Annotated in this window: 21 protein-coding genes and 2 pseudogenes; 14 read left to right on the top strand and 9 right to left on the bottom strand. The window is 73.0% G+C overall.

The features are described from left to right. Positions 1-11: 11 nt before the first annotated feature. The 3 genes and pseudogenes from metF to ACIRYZ_RS25470 form a co-directional block, all read right to left on the bottom strand. Positions 12-968 (bottom strand): methylenetetrahydrofolate reductase [NAD(P)H], encoded by a 957-nt coding sequence (gene metF, locus ACIRYZ_RS25480; RefSeq protein WP_402948048.1) that lies wholly within the window; start codon positions 966-968, stop codon positions 12-14. Positions 969-1,211: 243 nt separating this feature from the next. Further along, positions 1,212-1,454: an acyl carrier protein gene (locus tag ACIRYZ_RS25475; protein WP_402948046.1), complete on the bottom strand. Its 243-nt coding sequence runs from the start codon at positions 1,452-1,454 to the stop codon at positions 1,212-1,214. Positions 1,455-1,560: 106 nt separating this feature from the next. Then, a pseudogene (locus ACIRYZ_RS25470) lies at positions 1,561-1,719 on the bottom strand (SAM-dependent methyltransferase); the annotation flags it as partial. A 256-nt stretch (positions 1,720-1,975) separates the two neighbouring features. On the opposite strand from ACIRYZ_RS25470, the gene ACIRYZ_RS25465 reads away from it, so the two are divergent. Together ACIRYZ_RS25465 and ACIRYZ_RS25460 are read left to right on the top strand one after the other, a co-directional pair. Beyond that, positions 1,976-2,296 carry a heavy-metal-associated domain-containing protein gene (locus ACIRYZ_RS25465; RefSeq protein ID WP_402948043.1) on the top strand — a complete coding sequence of 107 codons (321 nt, stop codon included), beginning with the start codon at positions 1,976-1,978 and terminating at the stop codon, positions 2,294-2,296. A 112-nt stretch (positions 2,297-2,408) separates the two neighbouring features. Further along, a complete protein-coding gene (locus ACIRYZ_RS25460) occupies positions 2,409-2,690 on the top strand; it encodes a metal-sensitive transcriptional regulator (RefSeq protein ID WP_380613096.1) in 282 nt (93 codons plus the stop codon). 102 nt (positions 2,691-2,792) lie between these two features. Here the strand turns inward: ACIRYZ_RS25460 and ACIRYZ_RS25455 are convergent, their stop codons facing one another. Together ACIRYZ_RS25455 and ACIRYZ_RS25450 are read right to left on the bottom strand one after the other, a co-directional pair. After that, positions 2,793-3,335 (bottom strand): MOSC domain-containing protein, encoded by a 543-nt coding sequence (locus ACIRYZ_RS25455; RefSeq protein WP_402948040.1) that lies wholly within the window; start codon positions 3,333-3,335, stop codon positions 2,793-2,795. Positions 3,336-3,382: 47 nt separating this feature from the next. Further along, positions 3,383-3,988, bottom strand: a complete 606-nt coding sequence (locus tag ACIRYZ_RS25450) for a TetR/AcrR family transcriptional regulator (protein ID WP_402948037.1) — start codon at positions 3,986-3,988, stop codon at positions 3,383-3,385. Between the two features lie 112 nt (positions 3,989-4,100). Here ACIRYZ_RS25450 and ACIRYZ_RS25445 point away from each other — a divergent pair, with 112 nt between their 5' ends. Beyond that, positions 4,101-5,648 (top strand): FAD-dependent monooxygenase, encoded by a 1,548-nt coding sequence (locus ACIRYZ_RS25445; RefSeq protein ID WP_402948035.1) that lies wholly within the window; start codon positions 4,101-4,103, stop codon positions 5,646-5,648. Between the two features lie 10 nt (positions 5,649-5,658). Here ACIRYZ_RS25445 and ACIRYZ_RS25440 read toward each other — a convergent pair whose 3' ends face one another. Next, a complete protein-coding gene (locus ACIRYZ_RS25440) occupies positions 5,659-6,045 on the bottom strand; it encodes a DUF4345 domain-containing protein (RefSeq protein ID WP_402948033.1) in 387 nt (128 codons plus the stop codon). Between the two features lie 105 nt (positions 6,046-6,150). Here ACIRYZ_RS25440 and ACIRYZ_RS25435 point away from each other — a divergent pair, with 105 nt between their 5' ends. Further along, positions 6,151-6,768 (top strand): TetR/AcrR family transcriptional regulator, encoded by a 618-nt coding sequence (locus ACIRYZ_RS25435; RefSeq protein WP_402948030.1) that lies wholly within the window; start codon positions 6,151-6,153, stop codon positions 6,766-6,768. Between the two features lie 130 nt (positions 6,769-6,898). Further along, positions 6,899-8,098, top strand: a complete 1,200-nt coding sequence (locus ACIRYZ_RS25430) for a cytochrome P450 (RefSeq protein ID WP_402948027.1) — start codon at positions 6,899-6,901, stop codon at positions 8,096-8,098. A 69-nt stretch (positions 8,099-8,167) separates the two neighbouring features. On the opposite strand, the gene ACIRYZ_RS25425 is transcribed toward ACIRYZ_RS25430, so the two are convergent. Together ACIRYZ_RS25425 and ACIRYZ_RS25420 are read right to left on the bottom strand one after the other, a co-directional pair. Next, positions 8,168-8,950 carry a phosphotransferase enzyme family protein gene (locus tag ACIRYZ_RS25425; protein ID WP_402948024.1) on the bottom strand — a complete coding sequence of 261 codons (783 nt, stop codon included), beginning with the start codon at positions 8,948-8,950 and terminating at the stop codon, positions 8,168-8,170. 66 nt (positions 8,951-9,016) lie between these two features. After that, positions 9,017-10,153 carry a Dyp-type peroxidase gene (locus tag ACIRYZ_RS25420; RefSeq protein WP_402948022.1) on the bottom strand — a complete coding sequence of 379 codons (1,137 nt, stop codon included), beginning with the start codon at positions 10,151-10,153 and terminating at the stop codon, positions 9,017-9,019. A 97-nt stretch (positions 10,154-10,250) separates the two neighbouring features. On the opposite strand from ACIRYZ_RS25420, the gene ACIRYZ_RS25415 reads away from it, so the two are divergent. Both ACIRYZ_RS25415 and ACIRYZ_RS25410 read left to right on the top strand, forming a co-directional pair. Beyond that, positions 10,251-11,612, top strand: coding sequence for a nitrous oxide reductase family maturation protein NosD (locus ACIRYZ_RS25415; protein ID WP_402948020.1), 1,362 nt, complete (start codon positions 10,251-10,253; stop codon positions 11,610-11,612). 64 nt (positions 11,613-11,676) lie between these two features. Further along, positions 11,677-12,018 (top strand): hypothetical protein, encoded by a 342-nt coding sequence (locus tag ACIRYZ_RS25410; protein WP_402948136.1) that lies wholly within the window; start codon positions 11,677-11,679, stop codon positions 12,016-12,018. A gap of 55 nt (positions 12,019-12,073) precedes the next feature. On the opposite strand, the pseudogene ACIRYZ_RS25405 reads toward ACIRYZ_RS25410, so the two are convergent. Next, positions 12,074-12,190, bottom strand: a pseudogene (locus ACIRYZ_RS25405) (helix-turn-helix domain-containing protein); the annotation flags it as partial. A gap of 271 nt (positions 12,191-12,461) precedes the next feature. On the opposite strand from ACIRYZ_RS25405, the gene ACIRYZ_RS25400 reads away from it, so the two are divergent. From ACIRYZ_RS25400 to ACIRYZ_RS25370, 7 genes are all read left to right on the top strand, one after another. Further along, positions 12,462-13,694 carry an MFS transporter gene (locus ACIRYZ_RS25400; protein WP_402948017.1) on the top strand — a complete coding sequence of 411 codons (1,233 nt, stop codon included), beginning with the start codon at positions 12,462-12,464 and terminating at the stop codon, positions 13,692-13,694. Between the two features lie 123 nt (positions 13,695-13,817). Beyond that, positions 13,818-14,465 carry a hypothetical protein gene (locus tag ACIRYZ_RS25395; RefSeq protein ID WP_402948014.1) on the top strand — a complete coding sequence of 216 codons (648 nt, stop codon included), beginning with the start codon at positions 13,818-13,820 and terminating at the stop codon, positions 14,463-14,465. After that, positions 14,462-14,815, top strand: a complete 354-nt coding sequence (locus ACIRYZ_RS25390; RefSeq protein WP_380613110.1) for an ArsR/SmtB family transcription factor — start codon at positions 14,462-14,464, stop codon at positions 14,813-14,815. Before ACIRYZ_RS25395 ends, ACIRYZ_RS25390 begins: the two co-directional genes overlap by 4 nt. Before the next feature lie 51 nt (positions 14,816-14,866). Further along, positions 14,867-15,178, top strand: coding sequence for a hypothetical protein (locus tag ACIRYZ_RS25385; RefSeq protein WP_402948133.1), 312 nt, complete (start codon positions 14,867-14,869; stop codon positions 15,176-15,178). A gap of 233 nt (positions 15,179-15,411) precedes the next feature. Then, positions 15,412-15,786 carry a hypothetical protein gene (locus ACIRYZ_RS25380; protein WP_402948011.1) on the top strand — a complete coding sequence of 125 codons (375 nt, stop codon included), beginning with the start codon at positions 15,412-15,414 and terminating at the stop codon, positions 15,784-15,786. Between the two features lie 264 nt (positions 15,787-16,050). Then, entirely contained in the window at positions 16,051-16,617 is a 567-nt protein-coding gene (locus tag ACIRYZ_RS25375; protein ID WP_402948009.1) for a hypothetical protein, read from the top strand. Further along, on the top strand, positions 16,614-17,264 hold the full coding sequence (locus tag ACIRYZ_RS25370) for a hypothetical protein (protein WP_402948006.1): 651 nt from the start codon (positions 16,614-16,616) through the stop codon (positions 17,262-17,264). Before ACIRYZ_RS25375 ends, ACIRYZ_RS25370 begins: the two co-directional genes overlap by 4 nt. The last annotated feature ends 234 nt before the right edge of the window (positions 17,265-17,498 follow it).

Here is a 17,498-nt window from a genome sequence, read left to right as displayed (position 1 = left end):
GGGCTCTCCCGTCAGATAGGACTGCTGATCAGTGGCCGGGCCTCGCGCTCCCGCGGGAGGCGGTCCAGCCCTCGGACAAGCCCGAGGTTGTGGTGGATCTCCAGGGCGGCGGTGGAGCGGTTCAGGGTGATGAAGTGCAGGCCGGGCGCCCCCTCCCGGAGCAGCCGCTCGGCCAGCCGGGTCGCGTGCTCGACGCCGATCCGGTGCGCCGCCGCGCGGTCGCCGCGGGCCGCCTCCAGCTGCCCGGCCAGGCCCTCCGGGAAGGAGGCGCCGCTCAGCTCGGCGAAGCGGGCGATCTGGCGGACGTCGGTGGCGGGCATGATCTCAGGGATGACCGGGGTGTCGCAGCCCGCCGCGGCGAGCCGGTCGCGCAGCCGCAGGTAGTGCTCGATCTCGAAGAACATCTGGGTGACGGCGTAGTCGGCGCCCGCCCGGCACTTCGCGGTGAAGTGCCGGATGTCGTCCTCCCAGTCCGTGGAGCGCGGGTGGCGCTCCGGGAAGGCCGCCACGCCGACCGAGAAGGCGCCGAACTCCTTGACCAGGTGGACCAGTTCGATCGCGTGGCGCAGGCCCCGCGGGTGCGGCTCCCAGGCACCGTTCGGGTTGCCCGGCGGGTCGCCGCGCAGCGCGAGCACGTCGCGGATCCCGACGTCCGCGTAGCGCCGCAGGATGGCCTGGAGTTCGGCGGTGGAGTGGCCGACGGCGGTCAGGTGGGCCACCGGGCGCAGGGTGGTCTGCGCGGCGATCCGCTCGGTCGTCCCGATGGTGCGGTCGCGCGAGGAGCCGCCTGCGCCGTAGGTGACCGAGACGAAGGTCGGCGCGACCGCCTCCACCCGCCGGATCGCGGCCCACAGGGCGCGCTCGCCGGCCTCGTCCTTGGCCGGGAAGAACTCGAAGGAGTACGTCCGCTCGCCCGCCGCGAGGATCTCGCGCAGGCCGCGCGGGCCGCTCCGGATGGTCTGGTCCATGGCTGTCACCTCATGTGTTGGGGTCGGTCGGCTGTCCGGGACTGCGGCCGGCCCGGTACGCGGGCGGCCGCGCCCATCCTGCCCGTCGACCGCAACAGCACTGGTACAAGGCCGACTTGAGGCCAGGTCGAGAGCCGTTGGAGGACGCGGCCGCCGCTCGGGACGAGGGCGGCGGCCGCGTCCGGCCCGGGGGCCTCCCGCCTGTGGGAGTCCGGAGACGGGCCCGGACGCGTTCGCCGAGCGTCAGTGGACGGCCGCGGTGAGGAAGCGCTCCTCGATGATCCGCAGCGTGCGCGCGTGGTCGACCTCCAGCGCGGTCATGTCGATCTTCCGGCCGCTGACCTGCTCCAGCAGGAAGACGAACTCGACGAAGGAGAGCGAGTCGATCAGCCGGTTCTCGATCAGGTCGAGGTCGGGGGCGATGTCGGTCCGCTCGGGGTGGCGCATGAGGATCCAGGCCTTGATCGGCTGCAGGGTGTCGGACACGGTCGTACTCCTTTGTCGTGGTGCGAGTGGGGGGTGGGGGCAATGGATTCGAGGGCTTGAAGAAGGCGGCGACGAAGGCCGGGTCGTCGGTGTCCGCCAGGACGGCGGCGTGCTCCTCGGGCAGCAGGTAGCTGCCCTCGGCGGGGTCGTGCACCAGGTAGTCGGCGCTGGTCTGGGCGTGCAGCCACTCGGCGGCGTAGCGCTGGTCCGGCCCGGCCTTGGCGGCGAACTCCTCGGCGAGCGCGGACAGGAACGGCCGGGCCATCGGGTTGATCAGCGACACCCGGCTGGCGAAGCCGCGTTTCACGCCGGGGTCCATGCCGCCGGGACGGGCTGCGCGGGGCCCGGGTGCACCGGGTCCACGGCCGGGCCGACACCGGGCCGAGGCCGGGCCCCCGCAGCGGAACCGAGGCCGCGTCAACTCTTCTACTTACCCTAGGGGGGTATGGTATGTTCTCGGTGAAGCAGCCGCCCGGACCACTCCGGAAGGCATCGCGCGCACCGACCGACAGGAGCACACCATGAGCGAGACCACCGTCACCGTCGAGTCCTCCGCCACCGAGGCCTCCTCCTGCTGCGGCTCGTGCGGCACCGGCGCCGCCAAGACCCCCGCCACCGCGACCGCCGAACGCGCGGTCTTCCAGGTGAAGGGCATGACCTGCGGCCACTGCGTCACCTCGGTGACCACCGAGCTGACGAAGGTCGACGGCGTCACCGAGGTCGCGGTCGACCTCGCCACCGGCCAGGTCACCGTCGACAGCACCCAGCCGCTCGCCGACACCGACGTCGCCGCCGCCATCGACGAGGCCGGCTACGACCTGGTCGGCCGCCTCGACGGCTGAGGCTGACCGGCCGTCGGCCCGGACGGCACCCCGTACGTCCGGGCCGACTCCCCTCCCACCGAGCCCCGGTAGAGTGGGAACACTCCTCACCGCACAGGAACCGGAGACGGCCATGGCCAGCTACAGCCCCCACAAGGACGACTTCCTCAAGCGGCTCCGCCGCATCGAGGGCCAGATCCGCGGCCTGCAGCGCATGGTCGAGCAGGACACCTACTGCATCGACGTCCTCACCCAGGTCTCCGCGGCCAGCCGCGCCCTGCAGTCCTTCGCCCTCCAACTCCTGGACGAGCACATCGAATGCTGCGTCCGGGACGCCATCGCCGAGGGCGGCCAGGAGGCCAACAGCAAGATCCGCGAGGCCAACCAGGCCATCGCCCGCCTGGTCCGGTCCTGATACCGGCGCATACGACGGCAGGCCCTTCGGTCACACCGGGGGGCCTGCCGCGTTACGGGGTGGGGGTATCAGAGGGGCATCGGAGGGAGCTCCGAGCGGGTGTCAGACCCTTTCGAGCGGCCGGTGCGGACCCTCCGGCAGCTCCACGGCGATCGCGTCACCGGGCCGCACCGGCCCGCCCGCCCGGACGACGCCCATGATCCCGGCGCGGCGCACGATCGTCCCGTCCTCCGCCCGCCCGACGACCTGCTTCAGCAGCCCCGTCCGGTAGTTGTCGATCTGCGCGCACGGGTTGCGCAGGCCGGTGACCTCCACCTCCGCCTCCGGACCGATCCGCAGCACCGCGCCGACCGGCAGGCCGAGCAGGTCCAGGCCCTCGGTGGTGATGTTCTCGCCGAGCGCGCCCGGCGCCACGTCGAAGCCGGACTCGCCGAGTTCCGCGAGCAGTTCGCGGTGGATCAGGTGGACCTGGCGCAGGTTGGGCACGGTCGGGTCCTGCGCGACGCGCGAGCGGTGCTTGACCGTCACCCCGGCGTGCACGTCGCCCTCCACGCCGAGTCCGGCGAGCAGCGTGACGCCCTCCCGATTCGACTTACTGAACGAGTACTCGGCGTTGCTGCTGACTGCCACCACGGTGCCGCTCATGCGCTTCGGACCCTCCTCGCGGACGTACGTTCGACCGGGATCGAAGCCTAGCTCCCGCAAGGCGCCCTGAGCAGCGGCAGGACGATCTCGTCCAGCACCTCGGCGACCACCCGGTCGGACGGCACGGCGCCCTCGATCAGGAACGCGTCGCGCAGCAGGTCCAGCGGCAGCGCCACGACGCGCGCGGTGAGCCGCGCCGGGTCGATCTCGCCCCGCTCGGCGGCCCGGTGCATCATCGCGGCCAGGCTGTTCACCGGCCCGTGTTCGACGAGCCCGCCGCGGAACCGGCCGCGCAGCTCGGGGACACGCATCAGGTCGACCAGCAGTCCGTGGACGGCGTCCATCGGCAGGTCGTCGAAGCGGTGCAGCAGACCGCCCAGGAACTGCACCAGGTCGGTGCGCAGGTCGCCGGTGTCCGGCGGCTCCCGGTAGTCGGGGGCGTTGCGGCCGAGGGCGGCCATCACCAGCTCGACCCGGTTCGACCAGCGGCGGTAGAGCACCGGCTTGCTGGTACGGGCGCGGGCGGCGACGCCGTCCATGGTGAGCCGGTCGTAGCCGTGCTCGGCGAGTTCGGCCCAGACGGCATCGAGGATCGCCCGTTCGAGTTCGTCGCCGCGCCGCCGCGAGCCGGCCGTACCCGCTCCGTCACTCACCACTGGATCCCGCACCCGCCCTCGGAGATACGTTGCGTTTCTTATCAAGGGCAGTTTACAGTCGAAAGCAAGAAACGCGCCGTATCTTATGGCCGAGATCAGGGGGTTCGTCATGCACGCCGCACTCACGAACGACACCGCACCCGCGACCGACGTCCTGGTGGTCGGCGCCGGCCCGGTGGGTCTCACGCTCGCCATCGGACTGGCCCGCGCCGGGGTCGCCTGCCGGATCATCGAGCGGGACCGGGAGTTCCGCACCGCCGGCGTCCGCGGCAAGGGCGTCAACCCGCGCACCCTGGAGTTCTTCGACGACCTCGGGGTGGTCGAGCGGATCCTCGACCGGGGCGTGCTCAACCTCAAGCTCCGCGTCTACGAGGGCGACCAGCTGCTCCAGGAGGTCGACCCCGGGGCCGGCAACCCCGCCACCCCCGACCGCCCGTACGCGGGCATGCTGCTGCTCGCCCAGCACCAGACCGAGGCCGTGCTACGCGAGCGGCTCGCCGAGTACGGCGTCACGGTCGAGACCGGCACCGAGCTGACCGGCTACACCCAGGACGGCGACGGCGTGCTCGCCACCGTCCGACGGGACGGCCTGAGCACCCGGCTGCGCGCCCGCTACCTGGTCGGCTGCGACGGCGGCCGCAGCGCCGTCCGCAAGCTGACCGGCATCCCCTTCCTCGGCGAGACCTGGGACGAGGAGCGTTTCATCATGGCCTCGATGGACGTCGACGGCCTCGACACCGACCACATGCACCTCTGGAACCACCCGAAGTTCGGGGCCGGCGCCATGACGCTGGTCCCGATGCGGCAGGACGCCACATGGGCCGTGCACGCCGCCGTCGAACCGGACGAGCACGGCGAGCTGCCCGCCCCCACCCTGGACACCTTCCGCCGGCTCTTCGCCGAGCGGGCCGGCCTGCCCGGGGTCCGGATGCACGAGCCGATCTGGTCCACCGTCTGGCGCCCCACCGTGCGGGTGGTCGAGCGCTACCGCGACGGCCGGGTCCTGCTCGCCGGGGACGCCGCGCACTGCCAGTCCGCGGCGGGCGGCCAGGGCATGAACAACGGCATCCAGGACGCCCACAACCTCGGCTGGAAGCTGGCCGCCGTGCTGCGCGGCGCGCCCGAGGCGCTGCTCGACAGCTACCAGGACGAACGGCTGCCGGTCGCCCGGGCGAGCCTCGCCGCCACCTCCGCCCACCACAGGACGGCGTTCGCCGGCAACGGCGCCGACGCGCTGACCGACCAGTTCCGCACCCTGGCCGCGCAGGGCGCCGACCTCACCGGACTCTCCCTCGACTACCGCGGCGGGCCGCTCGGCCGCGACCTCGACGAGGCCACCGGCGTCCGGGCCGGCGACCGCGCCCCGGACGCGCCCTGCGCGACCGCCGACGGCACGCCGACCCGGCTGTTCGACCTCTTCCGCGGACCGCACTTCACCCTGCTGACCTTCGGCGACCACCCGGGCCTGGCCGAACTGCCCGCCACCGCCGGGCTGCGCCGGGCCGCCGTGCTCGACCCGGACGGGCACGCCGCCCGCGCGTACGGGCTGCACGGGGACGCCGTGGTGCTGGTCCGGCCGGACGGCCACGTCTCGCTCACCGGGGCGACGGCGGACGCGGGTACGGTCCTCGACCACCTGCGGACCTTCGCCCTCTGACCCCGGCCACTCAGGCCGGGACCGCCCGCTCTTCGGCGTCGGCGAGCCAGAAGTACACCGGCGAGAGCCCGAGTTCGATCACCATCAGCACCACCTGGAACCCGTGCGGCCACCCGTCCACGACGATCGCCAGCACCCGCCCGAGGCCGCCCAGCAGGAACACCGCCGTCAGCCACCGGACCACCCGGGCGGGCACCGGCGCCTGCCGGGCGGCCCAGATCCAGGCCGCGCCGTACCCGGCGAAGATCGCGCCCATGAAGCGGCCGAAGCTGTCGATCGTCGGGCCGGGGTCCGCGATCCCGGGGATCGCGGCGTTCCCGCCCAGTACGTGGAAGAGCCCGATCGCCACACAGGCGACCCCCATGATCCACGCGAGCACCCGCAGTGTCCTCGCCATGAGCCCATCACCTCACCGCCGGTCCGCCTGTCGTCAGGTCTTGGTTGACACGTGTCCACCAAGCTAGCGCTGGCTGGTGGACACGTGTCAAGTAACCTGTCCGGCATGTCAGTCCAGGAACGCCGAAAGCGCCTGTCCCCCACCGAGCGCCGCGCCCAGCTGCTCGCCGTCGGCGCCCGGGCCTTCGCCGCCCGGCCCTACGAGCACGTGCTGATGGAGGAGGTCGCCGAGCAGGCCGGGGTGTCCCGCGCCCTGCTCTACAAGCACTTCGCCGGCAAGCAGGAGCTGTTCGCGGAGGTCTACCGGCAGGCGGCCGGGGACCTGCTGGTGAAGAGCCGCTTCGACCCGGCGGACACCCTGGTCGAGCAGCTGATCCAGGGCATGGACGCCCACCTCGACTACTTCATCGCCAACCGGCACGCCGTGCTGGCCGCCAACCGCGTCCTCGCCGGGGACCCGGTGATCCAGACCATCATCACCGAGGAACTGGACACCCTGCGCGGCCGCCTGCTCGGGGCGCTGCCGCTCACGGACGAGAGCGCGCGCCGGGCCGTCTCCCAAGTCCTGCGCAGCTGGCTGGTGTTCGTACGGGTGCTGGTCGTGGACTGGCTGACGGAGCAGAGCTGCACCCGGACCGAGCTGCGCGACGCCTGCATCGGCGCGGTGCTGGGTGCGCTGCGACCGCTGCTGCCGGCCGACCCGGCGCCCGAATGGGGGCGGTGAGACCTCGAACCGGGTTCGGGCGCGTACCATCGGGCATAACGAGAAGACCGCCTGAAGGGCTCAATTCCCTCAGAAAATACGACAGTTGGATGCTCGCGCCCTACAGGCCCACCCACTCCCGAAGGGATCCATGTCCACCGCCACCCCCGACACCGACACCCCGCTCCCACCACTCCACCTGCTGCCCTTCACCCCCGCCCGGCCGCCGCACCCGACCACCCTCCCGGACGGGACCCCCGCATGGCTCGTCACCCGCTACCACGACGTCCGTCAGGCCCTCGGCGACCCCCGTGTCACCCGGGCCGATCTGCACGAGGTCGGGCCCGCGGGCAACACCGCGGACGTGACCGCCAACCCGGCCTCCCTGTTCAACCAGGACGGCCCCGCCCACCGCCGGCTGCGCGCCACCGTACAGAAGGCCTTCACCCCGCGCGCCGTCGCCGACTGGCAGCCCTGGGTCGCGGCGGCCGTCCAGCAGGCGGTGGACGCGCTGGTGACCGGCGGGCCCCCCGCCGACCTGGTCGCGGCCTTCACCCGGCCGGTGCCCTACGCGGTCACCGCCCGGCTGATGGGACTCGACGGCGACGGTCCCGACCACCTCGACGAGGACCGGCTTCGGCGCTGGACCCTCGCCCTGCTGGCCCAGGGCGGCGACCCGAGCGAGGACCACGGCGAGACGCTCGCAGAATTCCTTTTCTTCACCCGCGAGTTGATCGAGCGTCGACGGCGCAGACCAGGTGAGGACCTGGTCAGCCGACTCGTCCGGGCCGCCGACCAGGACGGCGGCGTCCCCGAGGACGCGCTCGCCTTCCTCGTCCTCGGCCTCACCGCCAGTGGCAACGACAGCGTCACCGGCGCCCTCGGCAACGCCCTGGTCTACCTCCTCGGCGAACGCGCCGACCACTGGCCCCGGCTGGCCGACCCGGACATCACCGAGCACACCGTCGAACGCCTCCTCCACTTCATCCCCCTCGGCGACGACGAGACCACCGCCCGCCGCACCGCCGCACCGATCGAACTCGGCGGCGTCACCATCCCGGCCGGCGCCGTCCTCGCCGTCAGCATCGGCAGCGCCAACCGCGACCCCGCCGTCCACCCCGACGGCCTCGACGCCGACCTCGACCTCCCGCTCGCCGCCCCCACCCTCGCCTTCAGCGCCGGCCCGCACTACTGCATCGGCGCCTGGCAGGTCCGCCTGGAGATGCGCGAATCCCTCCGCCGCCTGGCCACCGCCCTCCCCGGCCTGCGCCTCACCACCCCGCCCGACCGACTCCCCTGGCAACTCGGCACCACCACGCGCGGCCCGGCCGCCGTCCCCGTCACCTGGTGATCCGGGCTTGTCCGGCCGTTCCCGCCGGGCGCGCGACGCGAAGTGTCGGACACGCCCCCGGGAGCGGCCTCAGCCGTCCAACAGGGCGTGCTCCCAGTGCACTTGCCGCTGCTCGATCCAGTCGGCGTCGCTGCGCCAGATCTCCCCGTGGCCCTCCGCCCACAGTCGCGCCCAGGGCTGGACACCCCGTCCGGCCTGCTCCCGCAGGAAGTCGTGCATGGAGCGGGTCCGACGCCCCAACAGCGGGACCAGGCGGCGCCGTTCGCCCTCGTCCAGCCCGTAGGCGTCGGCGAAGACCCGCACCCGCTGCCCGGCGTCGGCGCGCTGCCAGGCCGGATCCGCCGACAGCGGGACGAAGCCGTGCAGGGCGTAGGCGACGTCCCACAGCCGGGAGCCGGGGGCTGCGGCGTCCCAGTCGATGAAGGCGAAGCCGCCCCCGTCGTCGGCCACCAGGTTCCACGGGGCCAGGTCGTGGTGGGCGATGATCTCGTGCTCGTCCGCCGGGATCAGCACCTGCCAGCGGGCGTCCGGCGGCGGCGTGAAGTCCCGTACGGCGTCGTGGAACTCGCGGATCAACCGGGCGACGCGGGCCAGCCGCTCCACCGGCTCCACCAGCGCGAAGCGGTCCGGCCAGACCACCTCGCCCGGCACGAAGTCGAGCACCTCCCGCCCCCGGTCGTCCAGACCGAGCGGCCGGGGAGCGCCCCGGAACCCCACCGCGTGCAGATGCGCGAGCAGCGCGTGCACGGCGGGCGTCCACGGCCCGGCCGGGCGGCGCACGGTGTCCCCGACCCGGACGACACCGGCGCTGACGTTCCCGCCGCTCAGCGGCTGCTCCACCTCGCGATCCATCGCACCAGTCTGCCACGCGGCCCTGCCACCGATCACCGGGGCCAACAGCCCGCCGGGCACAGCCCGCTAGGCCCACAGACCCTCGCCCAGCACCCCTCCCGCCGGCGCCCCCGGCAGCACGTAGGCCACCGCCGAGGCCGTGTGCACCAGGAAGGGGTTGAGCGCGTCCTTCGCCGCCAGCCGCTCCTGCACCTTGCTGAACTGGGCCGGGTCGCGGACGAAGGCGCAGAACAGCAGGCCCCGGTCGTACGGGGCGTCGTCGTAGCTGTAGCCGCGCCGGAGCATCCGGGCGCCGGCGTCGAGCCGGGGGCTGGTGAGACGGACGTGGGCGGTGTTGGGGATGACGTAGGAGCCGTCGGGGTTCTTGGCGTAGATGTCGGGGTCGTCGTGTTCGGCCGCGCCGGTGAGCGGGGTGCCGTCGGTGAGGCGGCGGCCCATCGCGAGGTTGCGGCGGTCCTCGGGGAGGGCGGCGAAGGCGGCGGTGTCCATCCGGATGCGGCGGTAGACCAGCACCGTGCCGTGCTCGTACGGCCCGGGCGGGCCCCAGACCCACTGGCGGGCGGCCGTCTCGTCCGGGTTGGCGGTGCCGTCCTTGAAGCCGAAGAGGTTGCGCGGCGTGGTGCCCGGGGAGGTTCGGGCCAGGAAGCCGGACTGGGTCCAGCGGACGCCCGCCCCCGCCGACCTGCCCGCCGCGCCGACGAGTTCGGCGAGGACCGTGAGCGGCCAGCGGTCGGCGGCGCACAGCTGCACCACCAGGTCCCCGCCGCCGCGCGCCGGGTCCAGCCGGTCGCCGGGGAAGGCCGGGACGTCCGCCAGCGCGGGCGGCACGTTCAGGGCCAGCCGCGCGGCCAGCCCCGGGCCGACCCCCACCAGGCTGGTGAGCTGTGCCGGCTCCGCGCCCCGCAGGCGCGGGTCCGTCGAGGTGCCGCCGGCCGCCTCGGCGAGCACCCGGGTCAACTCGCCCAGCAGGGAACGCAGTACGGCGCGCCCGTCCGAGGTGGCGGCGGGCGCCAGGTCGAGGGCCAGCAGCACCGTGGCGGGCTGCTGGGGGGCCGTCACCCCGGCCTGCCGCTCGCCGTGGAAGGGAACGGCGGCGGGTGCGGAGGGGGGCGGGGGCGAGGCGGCGGGCCGCCCGCGCCCCAGCGCGACGAGCCCGGCACCGATCCCGGCGGCCAGCCCCGCACCGCCGCCCGCGATCAGCACCCTTCGGTCGACACCGCTTCCGGCAGCTCCCGGTTCTTTCCGCGCCTTTCCGGTTTCGGCATGCATGACCGACATTGGAGACGATAGAACACCCCTTATGCAACTTTTGACTATCCGTCAACTCGACTCCGATTCCCGACCGGTCCGTGGACGGACCTCGCTCCGGGGCCTCCCCGCGCTTCTCACCGCCGCCGCCCTCGCCCTGTCCGGCTGCTCCTCCACCGCCGACCCCTCCTCCGACGCCCACCACCCGGACGGCACCGTGGTCCGGGTCCCGCAGGACTTCCCGACCATCCAGAAGGCCGTGGACGTCGCCCGCGAGGGCGACACCGTGCTGGTCTCACCGGGCACCTACCAGGAGAGCGTGCGGATCGCCAAGCCCCGCATCGTGCTGCGCGGCACCGACCGCAACACCGTGGTCCTGGACGGCGGCGTACGGCTGGTCAACGGCGTCACCGTGAGCGGCCCCGGCTCGGTGGTCGAGAACCTCACCGTGCACGGCTTCCTCGCCAACGGCGTGCTGTTCACCGGCGTCACCGACGAGAAGCTGCAGCAGCGCGGCGCCGGCGGCTCCGCCTACAACCCCCTGGACACCACCCGCTTCCCCGCCGTCCAGGGCTTCCGCGCCACCCGCGTGACCGCCTACAACAACGGCCTGTACGGCATCTACGCCTTCGACGCCCGGGCGGGGGTGATCGAGGACTCCTACGCCTCCGGCGGGGCCGACTCCGGCATCTACGTCGGCCAGTGCAAGCCCTGCGACACCCTGGTGCGCGGCAACACGGTGGAGCGCAACGCCGTGGGCATCGAACTCACCAACTCCTCGGACGGGCTGTACATCCTCGGCAACCGCGTGGTCGGCAACCGGGTCGGCGTCACCGTCAACTCCAACGACCTCGAAGCCCTCGCCCCCCAGCACGGCGCCGTGATCGCCGGGAACGCCGTCAGCGACAACAACGCCCACGACACCCCCGAACAGGCCGACGGCGGCTTCGGCATCGGCATCGGGATCGGCGGCGGCACAGCGAACCGGGTCGAGCGCAACCTGGTCGTGGGCAACCTGGCGGCCGGCGTCATCATCACCGACCCGGCCGGCCACCCGGCCGGCGGCAACCAGGTCCAGCGCAACCGCACCGAGGGCAACGGCGTCGACCTCGTCCTCGCCTCGGCCGACCCCGGCAACTGCTTCACCGGCAACCAGCCCGCCGTCCAGAGCCCGCCGGACCTCGAAACCCAGGCCGCCTGCGGCGCCCAGGGGCGCGGCCCGCTGGCCTCCGGCCGTGCCGCCACGGTCCAGGCGCCGCCCGGCCTCGCGTTCAACCAGGTCCCGCCCCCGCCCGTGCAGCCGTCCCTGCCCGACCCGAACGCCCCCGGCCGCCCGGCCGTCGGCCTGCCGGGAGCCGTCGACCCGGACGCCTACCCGCTCCCGACGAGTTCCGACGCGCTACCGAAGCCTTGACCGGGGGCCCGCGCTCCCCGGGCCGGCGGGCGGGGCATGCCCCCCGGCGACCCGGCCGTGGGGCATGATCGGTGCCGACCGACCGCCGACCAAGGACCGACCGCCGACCGACCGCCGACCGAGGAGCCCGGATGAACCGCCCCGCGCGTACCGCCGCCCTGGCGGCGCCGTCCTCGCCCGCCGCCGACGGCCGGCACTGATGGGCGGCTGGGTCGGCGAACTGGTGCTGGGCCTGGTCGTTTTGGTGGGCGCCTCCGTCCAGCGGCTGGCGGGCATCGGTTTCGCCCTGGTCGCGGCGCCCGTCCTGGTGCTGATGCTCGGCCCGAACGGCGGGGTGACGCTGGCCAACTTCGCCGCCGGGACGGCGCCAGCCACGCCCGCCCAGCGGTCTTCTTCGCCGCCGTGATCACCAGCTTCTGAAGATCAGTGCTCTTCGGGTACGGCAAGCCATCTTTCCGGGCGTCCTTCCTCGCCGCGAGGGCATCGTTGTACACCACCCGAGCACACCCCAACGTCCGGGCCAGCGCAGCCCGCTGACCTGCTGTGGGATAGATGCGGTAGGAGTACCGAAGGTGCACCGGATCAACCTGCCGAAGGCCACTGACAACAGCCCTCGCCCGAACCTCCGAAGATCACTCCGCCGCTTCGCGACTCCGGCCCAAGGCCCCTCCCCCACCCGCCGGGTGGGGGGACCCCCATCTCCCTTTGCTGAAGCCAGGGGCCCCCTGGGAGAAGAAGGTGAAGGGGCGGCCAAATCTGTAGCGGTCATGCCATACTGCGTCGGTGACCTCAGCCAGCCTAGCGGCACCCCCTCAGCGCAGCAGGCCCCAACTGGGCCGGAAATTCGCCATGCTGTGGTCGGCCTCCTCGATCTCAGCGGTGGGCGACGGCATGCGGGACTCATCGCTGCCGCTGCTCGCGCTGACGGTCTCGGACTCGCCGAAGGCCGTCTCCCTGGTCGCGGTGTCCGGTTCGCTGCCCTGGCTGCTGATGGCCCTGTTCGGCGGCGTCATCGCCGACCGCTTCGACCGCCGCCGGCTGATGTGGACGATCGACATCGGACGCGCCGTCATCGTGCTCGGCTTCGCGACCTGGGTCTTCGTCGCCACCCCGCCGCTGGCCGCGCTCGCCTTGCTCGCCTTCGTCCTCGGCTGCGGGGAGACGGTCTTCGTCAACGCCGCCACCTCGGCCATCCCGGACGTGGTCCGGCCCGACCAGCTCGACGCCGCCAACGGCCGGCTGCAGGGCGGTCTGCTGGTCGGCCGGATGGCCGGCCCGCTGGTGGGCACCACCCTCTTCGCCCTCGCCGCCGGGTACCCCTTCACGGTGGACGGCCTGTCCTTCGCGGCCGCCGCCGGCCTGGTCTTCCTCACCGGCCGCTCCACCGCCCCCCGGACGCAGACCGGCCGCCCGATGGTCGCCGACATCCGCGAGGGCGTCCGCTGGCTCTACCAGCACAAGCAACTGCGCCTGGTCGCCACCCTCTCCGCGCTGGCCGGCGGCGCCTCCGCGCTCGGCATCACCATGCTGGCGCTGCTGGTCACCCGCACCCTGTCCGCGCCGACCTGGGCCTACGGCGCCGTCCTCGCCTCCGGCGTGATCGGCGGCACGGCCGCCAGCACCCTGGCCGGCCGGCTCAGCCAGCGGATGGGCCGCCGGGCCCGGATCGCCCTCTCCTTCGTGCTGATGGGCTCCGCGCTGCTGCTGATGGGCCTGAGCCCCTCGGTGATCCTGGTCGCGGCACTGTTCGCGGTCGGCAACTTCGGCGTGGTGACCTGGAACGTCCAGGCGATCTCGCTGCGCCAGCAGATCGTGCCGAAGGAACTGCTCGGCCGGGTCAACAGCTGCTACCTGATGCTCACCCGGATCGGCATGCTGATCGGTGCGGGCCTCAGCGGCTGGATCGGCTCCGCCGTCAACGTCCGCACCCCGCTGGTGATCAGCGGCGCCCTGATCCTCGCCGCGCTGTTCGCCCTCCCCCGGATGGGCAACCTGGAGCCCGCCCCGGCCCCCGTCCCCGCCGCCGCCGCCGAGGAGCGACCCGTCGAGGACGCCCAGTCGACCGAGCAGACAGCGGACTGACGGTCCGACGGACGAGTCGCCTCCCCCGCCGAGGGGAGGCGGCTCCTTCTCCCAGGCGAGGCGCACCGACCGGCCCGGCTGCGACGGTGGAGGCACAGCCCCCGCCGAACCGGAGAACCGAGCGTGACCGCCGTCGCCCAACCGCCACCCACCACCGGCCGCCTGCGGGCCGCCTGGGCCGCCGCCCACACGCCCGTCCCCGGCGTCCCCCGCTGGGCCCGGCTCGCCGCCCAGGCGGTGCCCTTCACCGTCCTGCCGTCCAGCGTCTGGCGGATCGCCACCTGCACCTTCCACGCCCCGCTCGACGGCGGCGCCGTCCAGGACTCCGGCAACCTGCCCTGGTGGCTCCCGCTGGAGCTGTACGTCGTCCTGCTGTCGGCCGTCTCGGAACTGTTGGCCTTCGCCGCCCTGGGCCTGATCGCCCGCTGGGGCGAGGTCTTCCCCCGCCGGCTCCCCGTCCTGCGCGGCCGCCGCGTCCCGGTCGCGGCGGCGGTCGTCCCGGCCGCGCTGGGCGCCACCGCCCTCGTCCTCATCACGACCCTGTTCACCGTGATGGTCTCCACCGGCCGCACGATCCAGGGCCGTCCGCTTCGCGGCGGCATCCCGGTGTTCACCGGCGACTGGCACACCGTCGTCCTGGTCGTCTGCTACGCCCCGCTGCTGCTCTGGGGCCCGCTGCTGGCGGCCGTCACCGTGGCCTACTGGCGCCGCAGGCGTCGGCCGTCAGGTACGCACGCGTGCACGCGGCCAGGGCCTACGATGGCCGGATGAGCACTGGCGCGGATCTGGCAGATGCACACCGCTCGCAGCAGCGGGCCGAGGCGCGGCTGGACGTCGCCGCGTCCGTCCTCGCGCTGCTGGCCGACCGGACCAGGCTCGCGCTGCTGGAGCGGCTCGGGCGGGGCGAGGCGGACGTGACCACGCTGACCGAGGCGACCGGGGCCGCGCGGCCGTCGGTGAGCCAGCACCTGGCGAAGCTGCGGCTGGCCGGTCTGGTCGCCACCCGCAAGGACGGACGGCGGGTCGTCTACTCGCTGCGCCACGGGCACCTGCGGCGACTGGTGGACGAGGCCCTGAACGTCGCCGACCACCAGATCGGGCACCTGCCGCCGCACGACTGAGTCGGGGCGGCTCCCCGGCCGTGGAGCCCTGCAACCAATAGGTGCACACGTATGCACGCATTGACTATGATGGACCCGTCACCCCCCACCGCCGCCCCCGGGACGGGACCCATGCTGAGCGTGCTGCGCAACCGCACCTACCGCCACCTGTTCACCGCCCAGGTCGTCGCCCTGGTCGGCACCGGCCTGGCCACACCGACCTCCCCGCAGGCCACCCCCACCTCGCCGGCGCCCACCCCACCCCCACCGGCGCCTGGCAGCACGGCCACCACTACGTCATCGACCAGCACCACCCCGCCTGGCCCCGCCGACACCGCCCCGCCCTCGGCTGAGCGCGCCGCGCCAGCGGTCGAGTGCCCGTGAACCTCAACACCCGACCGGCGTTGGAATCCCCCGGCATCAGCCGCGGGAGGATGTCAAACCACCACCTACAACGGCTCCTGCTGCGGCGGCCTGGGAGCCTGGCTCCTCGTACGCAACTGATCCCGGCCGCGGCGCGCTACACCTGAGAGGCTGCCGACGCACCCGGCGGATAATGGCCGGTGCTGCAGGCCGACTGCGCCTGCGGCACCGATCGACTGAGAGGCAGAGGGCGGATGACCCTGGAGGAAGGCCGGCGCGTCAGGCTGGCGGAGGACCTCGGGATCGGTGAGGCCGTCGCCCGGGAAACCGGGGCGACCGTCGGGTTCCTCTCGCTGGGAGCCGGGATCGAGGGCACCGTCGAGCGCGTGGACGGGGAGCTCCCGGAGAGCGAGGAGGTCCGCGAGTACCAGCGACTCAAAGCGCTGTTCGACGACTACGGGCACACCATGCCGGCAGCGAGCCGGGAGCGGCTGGAGGGGCAGATCGCCGCGCTGGAACCGGAGTGGGCCGCGCATCAGGAGCGGGGCAGCCGGGTGACCGTCCGGGTCCGGCTGGACAACGGCTTCGTCCTCGACGGGGCGCACCAGGACATCCTCACGCCACTGTGAGGGAGGACGTCCCCCGACCTGGGAACGCCCCAGCGGACGCTGCGGATCGGCTTCGCCTCCCCCTGCGTCCAGCCCGACGGACCCCGTCGGCCCGAGCCGAATCAGTTCGGGGACGCACCTTCCGGAGGTGCGGCCGCTCCCCTGTCCACCTGGTCCCTGTTCGTCAGGATGCGTATTGATGATCCGCTAATATGCTTCGTCAGTTTTTGATCATTACGGACCGACCTGGCAACCGGTCGGTCCGGATCTGACGGGGGACGAAACATGGCAGATCCTGACGCGGACTTGGAGTTCAGGGTCAAACCGGCCGAACTGGACGGCTGCGGACAGAGCGCACAACACATAGGCGGCCTCATACCGGGCGAGACGGCGAAGATCACCGACCCGTGCAACCAGGCCGCCGGAGGCCTCAAGGGCTGGCTCACCGCCGGCGCCATCCAGAACTGCGGCACCAACTGGAAGACCCTGCTGGACAAGCTCGGCACCGACATGGGCGACGGCGGCAAGGCATCGCAGCTCGGGATCGGTGCGGATCACGTGTACGTCGGCACGGCCAAGTACGACCCCGTCGCGATGGCGCCGGCTCCCGGGATGTTCGTTCCCGGTTGGGCCGCGTACGAGGCGATCACGAATCCCGACGGGTTGTGGCACGGCACGGACCCGGCAAGCCAGGGCTTCGGCGCGCAGCGCTTCTCGGTGGCGGACGGGACCATTACCGACTCCCGTGACAACTACTTCGGGAAGGACGACAAGGGCGGCGATTCGCTCCCCAACATCGGGAAGATCGTGAGCGGCCACGGGAACACGATCACCAGGGAGGATCCGAGATGAGGGCCGCGGTATGGCGCATGGCCGTGCCGGGGGTACTGCTGGCACTCCTGGTCGGCTGGTACGCCTGGCCGGAGCCCGAGGAACCCACCGTGCCGGTCGAGCAGGCGCAGCACCGGATCGAGGCCGAACTCGCCGACGTCGCGGGGGCATTCCACCCGGGGCTCCAGTGGGCCGAGGCGAGGTATGAAAGCGCCCCCGACTTGACGGGATTCTGCGGTACGTCCGGGTGCAAGAAGACGGGTCGGGCGGAGATGCTCGGCCGTCAGACGGCCCGAGTCCGGATCGCCTCTAAGCGGGAGGCCGAGCCGCTCGACATCGTTCAGGCACTCTGGGCGGCAAAGGGGTACTCGGTCCGCCGTGAAGGGTGGTCCCTGGAGGTGAAGGGCTCGGGGTTCAAGCTCTGGTTCGTCTCGGATGTGCGCGGTTGCGCCGAGTTGCAGGTCTCCGTGTTCAACGTCACCGACACCACCGATGACAAGTTGGAGGGCGGGTTCGGCCAAGGACCGCTGAACTACGCCGCCACCTGCGCGACGGTCGACGACCCCTACTGGTCGCATGACCCCGCCGAGCCCGCCCGGCCCGAGGGGGTCGGGCCGAGCGGGCTCGGCAGTCTCCCCCCGATTAAGCCGACTCTCCCAGCGCTGTGACCGGCAAGGTTCGCAGGGTCGGCGACGGTGATGCCTGAGCCTGTCGGCCGTGACGACATCCGATTCGGCGCGGGGAGACCTGGTGGCGGAGCCGGTCCGGGTCCCCGGCTGACCGATCAGGAGAGCCGGCGGTTACAGAGGATCGTGCGTCGGGGCGAGGCCCTGACCCCGGGCCTTGGTCCACGCCGCCTCGCGCAGCAGCCGCAGGCCGTTGAGGCCGACGATGACGGTCGA

Origin of the sequence: Kitasatospora sp. NPDC101155 (assembly GCF_044768305.1) — a bacterium.
Lineage (GTDB): Bacteria > Actinomycetota > Actinomycetes > Streptomycetales > Streptomycetaceae > Kitasatospora.
This window is presented reverse-complemented; position numbering and strand designations above follow the sequence as displayed.

Bases quoted from the DNA above. Each gene is read 5' to 3' on its own strand.
- metF (WP_402948048.1), bottom strand. From the start codon at position 968: ATGGACCAGACCATCCGGAGCGGCCCGCGCGGCCTGCGCGAGATCCTC.
- ACIRYZ_RS25430 (WP_402948027.1), top strand. From the start codon at position 6,899: ATGTCCACCGCCACCCCCGACACCGACACCCCGCTCCCACCACTCCAC.
- ACIRYZ_RS25380 (WP_402948011.1), top strand. From the start codon at position 15,412: ATGACCCTGGAGGAAGGCCGGCGCGTCAGGCTGGCGGAGGACCTCGGG.
- ACIRYZ_RS25435 (WP_402948030.1), top strand. From the start codon at position 6,151: ATGTCAGTCCAGGAACGCCGAAAGCGCCTGTCCCCCACCGAGCGCCGC.
- ACIRYZ_RS25415 (WP_402948020.1), top strand. From the start codon at position 10,251: ATGCAACTTTTGACTATCCGTCAACTCGACTCCGATTCCCGACCGGTC.
- ACIRYZ_RS25400 (WP_402948017.1), top strand. From the start codon at position 12,462: ATGCTGTGGTCGGCCTCCTCGATCTCAGCGGTGGGCGACGGCATGCGG.
- ACIRYZ_RS25390 (WP_380613110.1), top strand. From the start codon at position 14,462: ATGAGCACTGGCGCGGATCTGGCAGATGCACACCGCTCGCAGCAGCGG.
- ACIRYZ_RS25455 (WP_402948040.1), bottom strand. From the start codon at position 3,335: ATGAGCGGCACCGTGGTGGCAGTCAGCAGCAACGCCGAGTACTCGTTC.
- ACIRYZ_RS25465 (WP_402948043.1), top strand. From the start codon at position 1,976: ATGAGCGAGACCACCGTCACCGTCGAGTCCTCCGCCACCGAGGCCTCC.
- ACIRYZ_RS25375 (WP_402948009.1), top strand. From the start codon at position 16,051: ATGGCAGATCCTGACGCGGACTTGGAGTTCAGGGTCAAACCGGCCGAA.
- ACIRYZ_RS25440 (WP_402948033.1), bottom strand. From the start codon at position 6,045: ATGGCGAGGACACTGCGGGTGCTCGCGTGGATCATGGGGGTCGCCTGT.
- ACIRYZ_RS25425 (WP_402948024.1), bottom strand. From the start codon at position 8,950: ATGGATCGCGAGGTGGAGCAGCCGCTGAGCGGCGGGAACGTCAGCGCC.
- ACIRYZ_RS25410 (WP_402948136.1), top strand. From the start codon at position 11,677: ATGATCGGTGCCGACCGACCGCCGACCAAGGACCGACCGCCGACCGAC.
- ACIRYZ_RS25370 (WP_402948006.1), top strand. From the start codon at position 16,614: ATGAGGGCCGCGGTATGGCGCATGGCCGTGCCGGGGGTACTGCTGGCA.
- ACIRYZ_RS25385 (WP_402948133.1), top strand. From the start codon at position 14,867: ATGCACGCATTGACTATGATGGACCCGTCACCCCCCACCGCCGCCCCC.
- ACIRYZ_RS25460 (WP_380613096.1), top strand. From the start codon at position 2,409: ATGGCCAGCTACAGCCCCCACAAGGACGACTTCCTCAAGCGGCTCCGC.
- ACIRYZ_RS25445 (WP_402948035.1), top strand. From the start codon at position 4,101: ATGCACGCCGCACTCACGAACGACACCGCACCCGCGACCGACGTCCTG.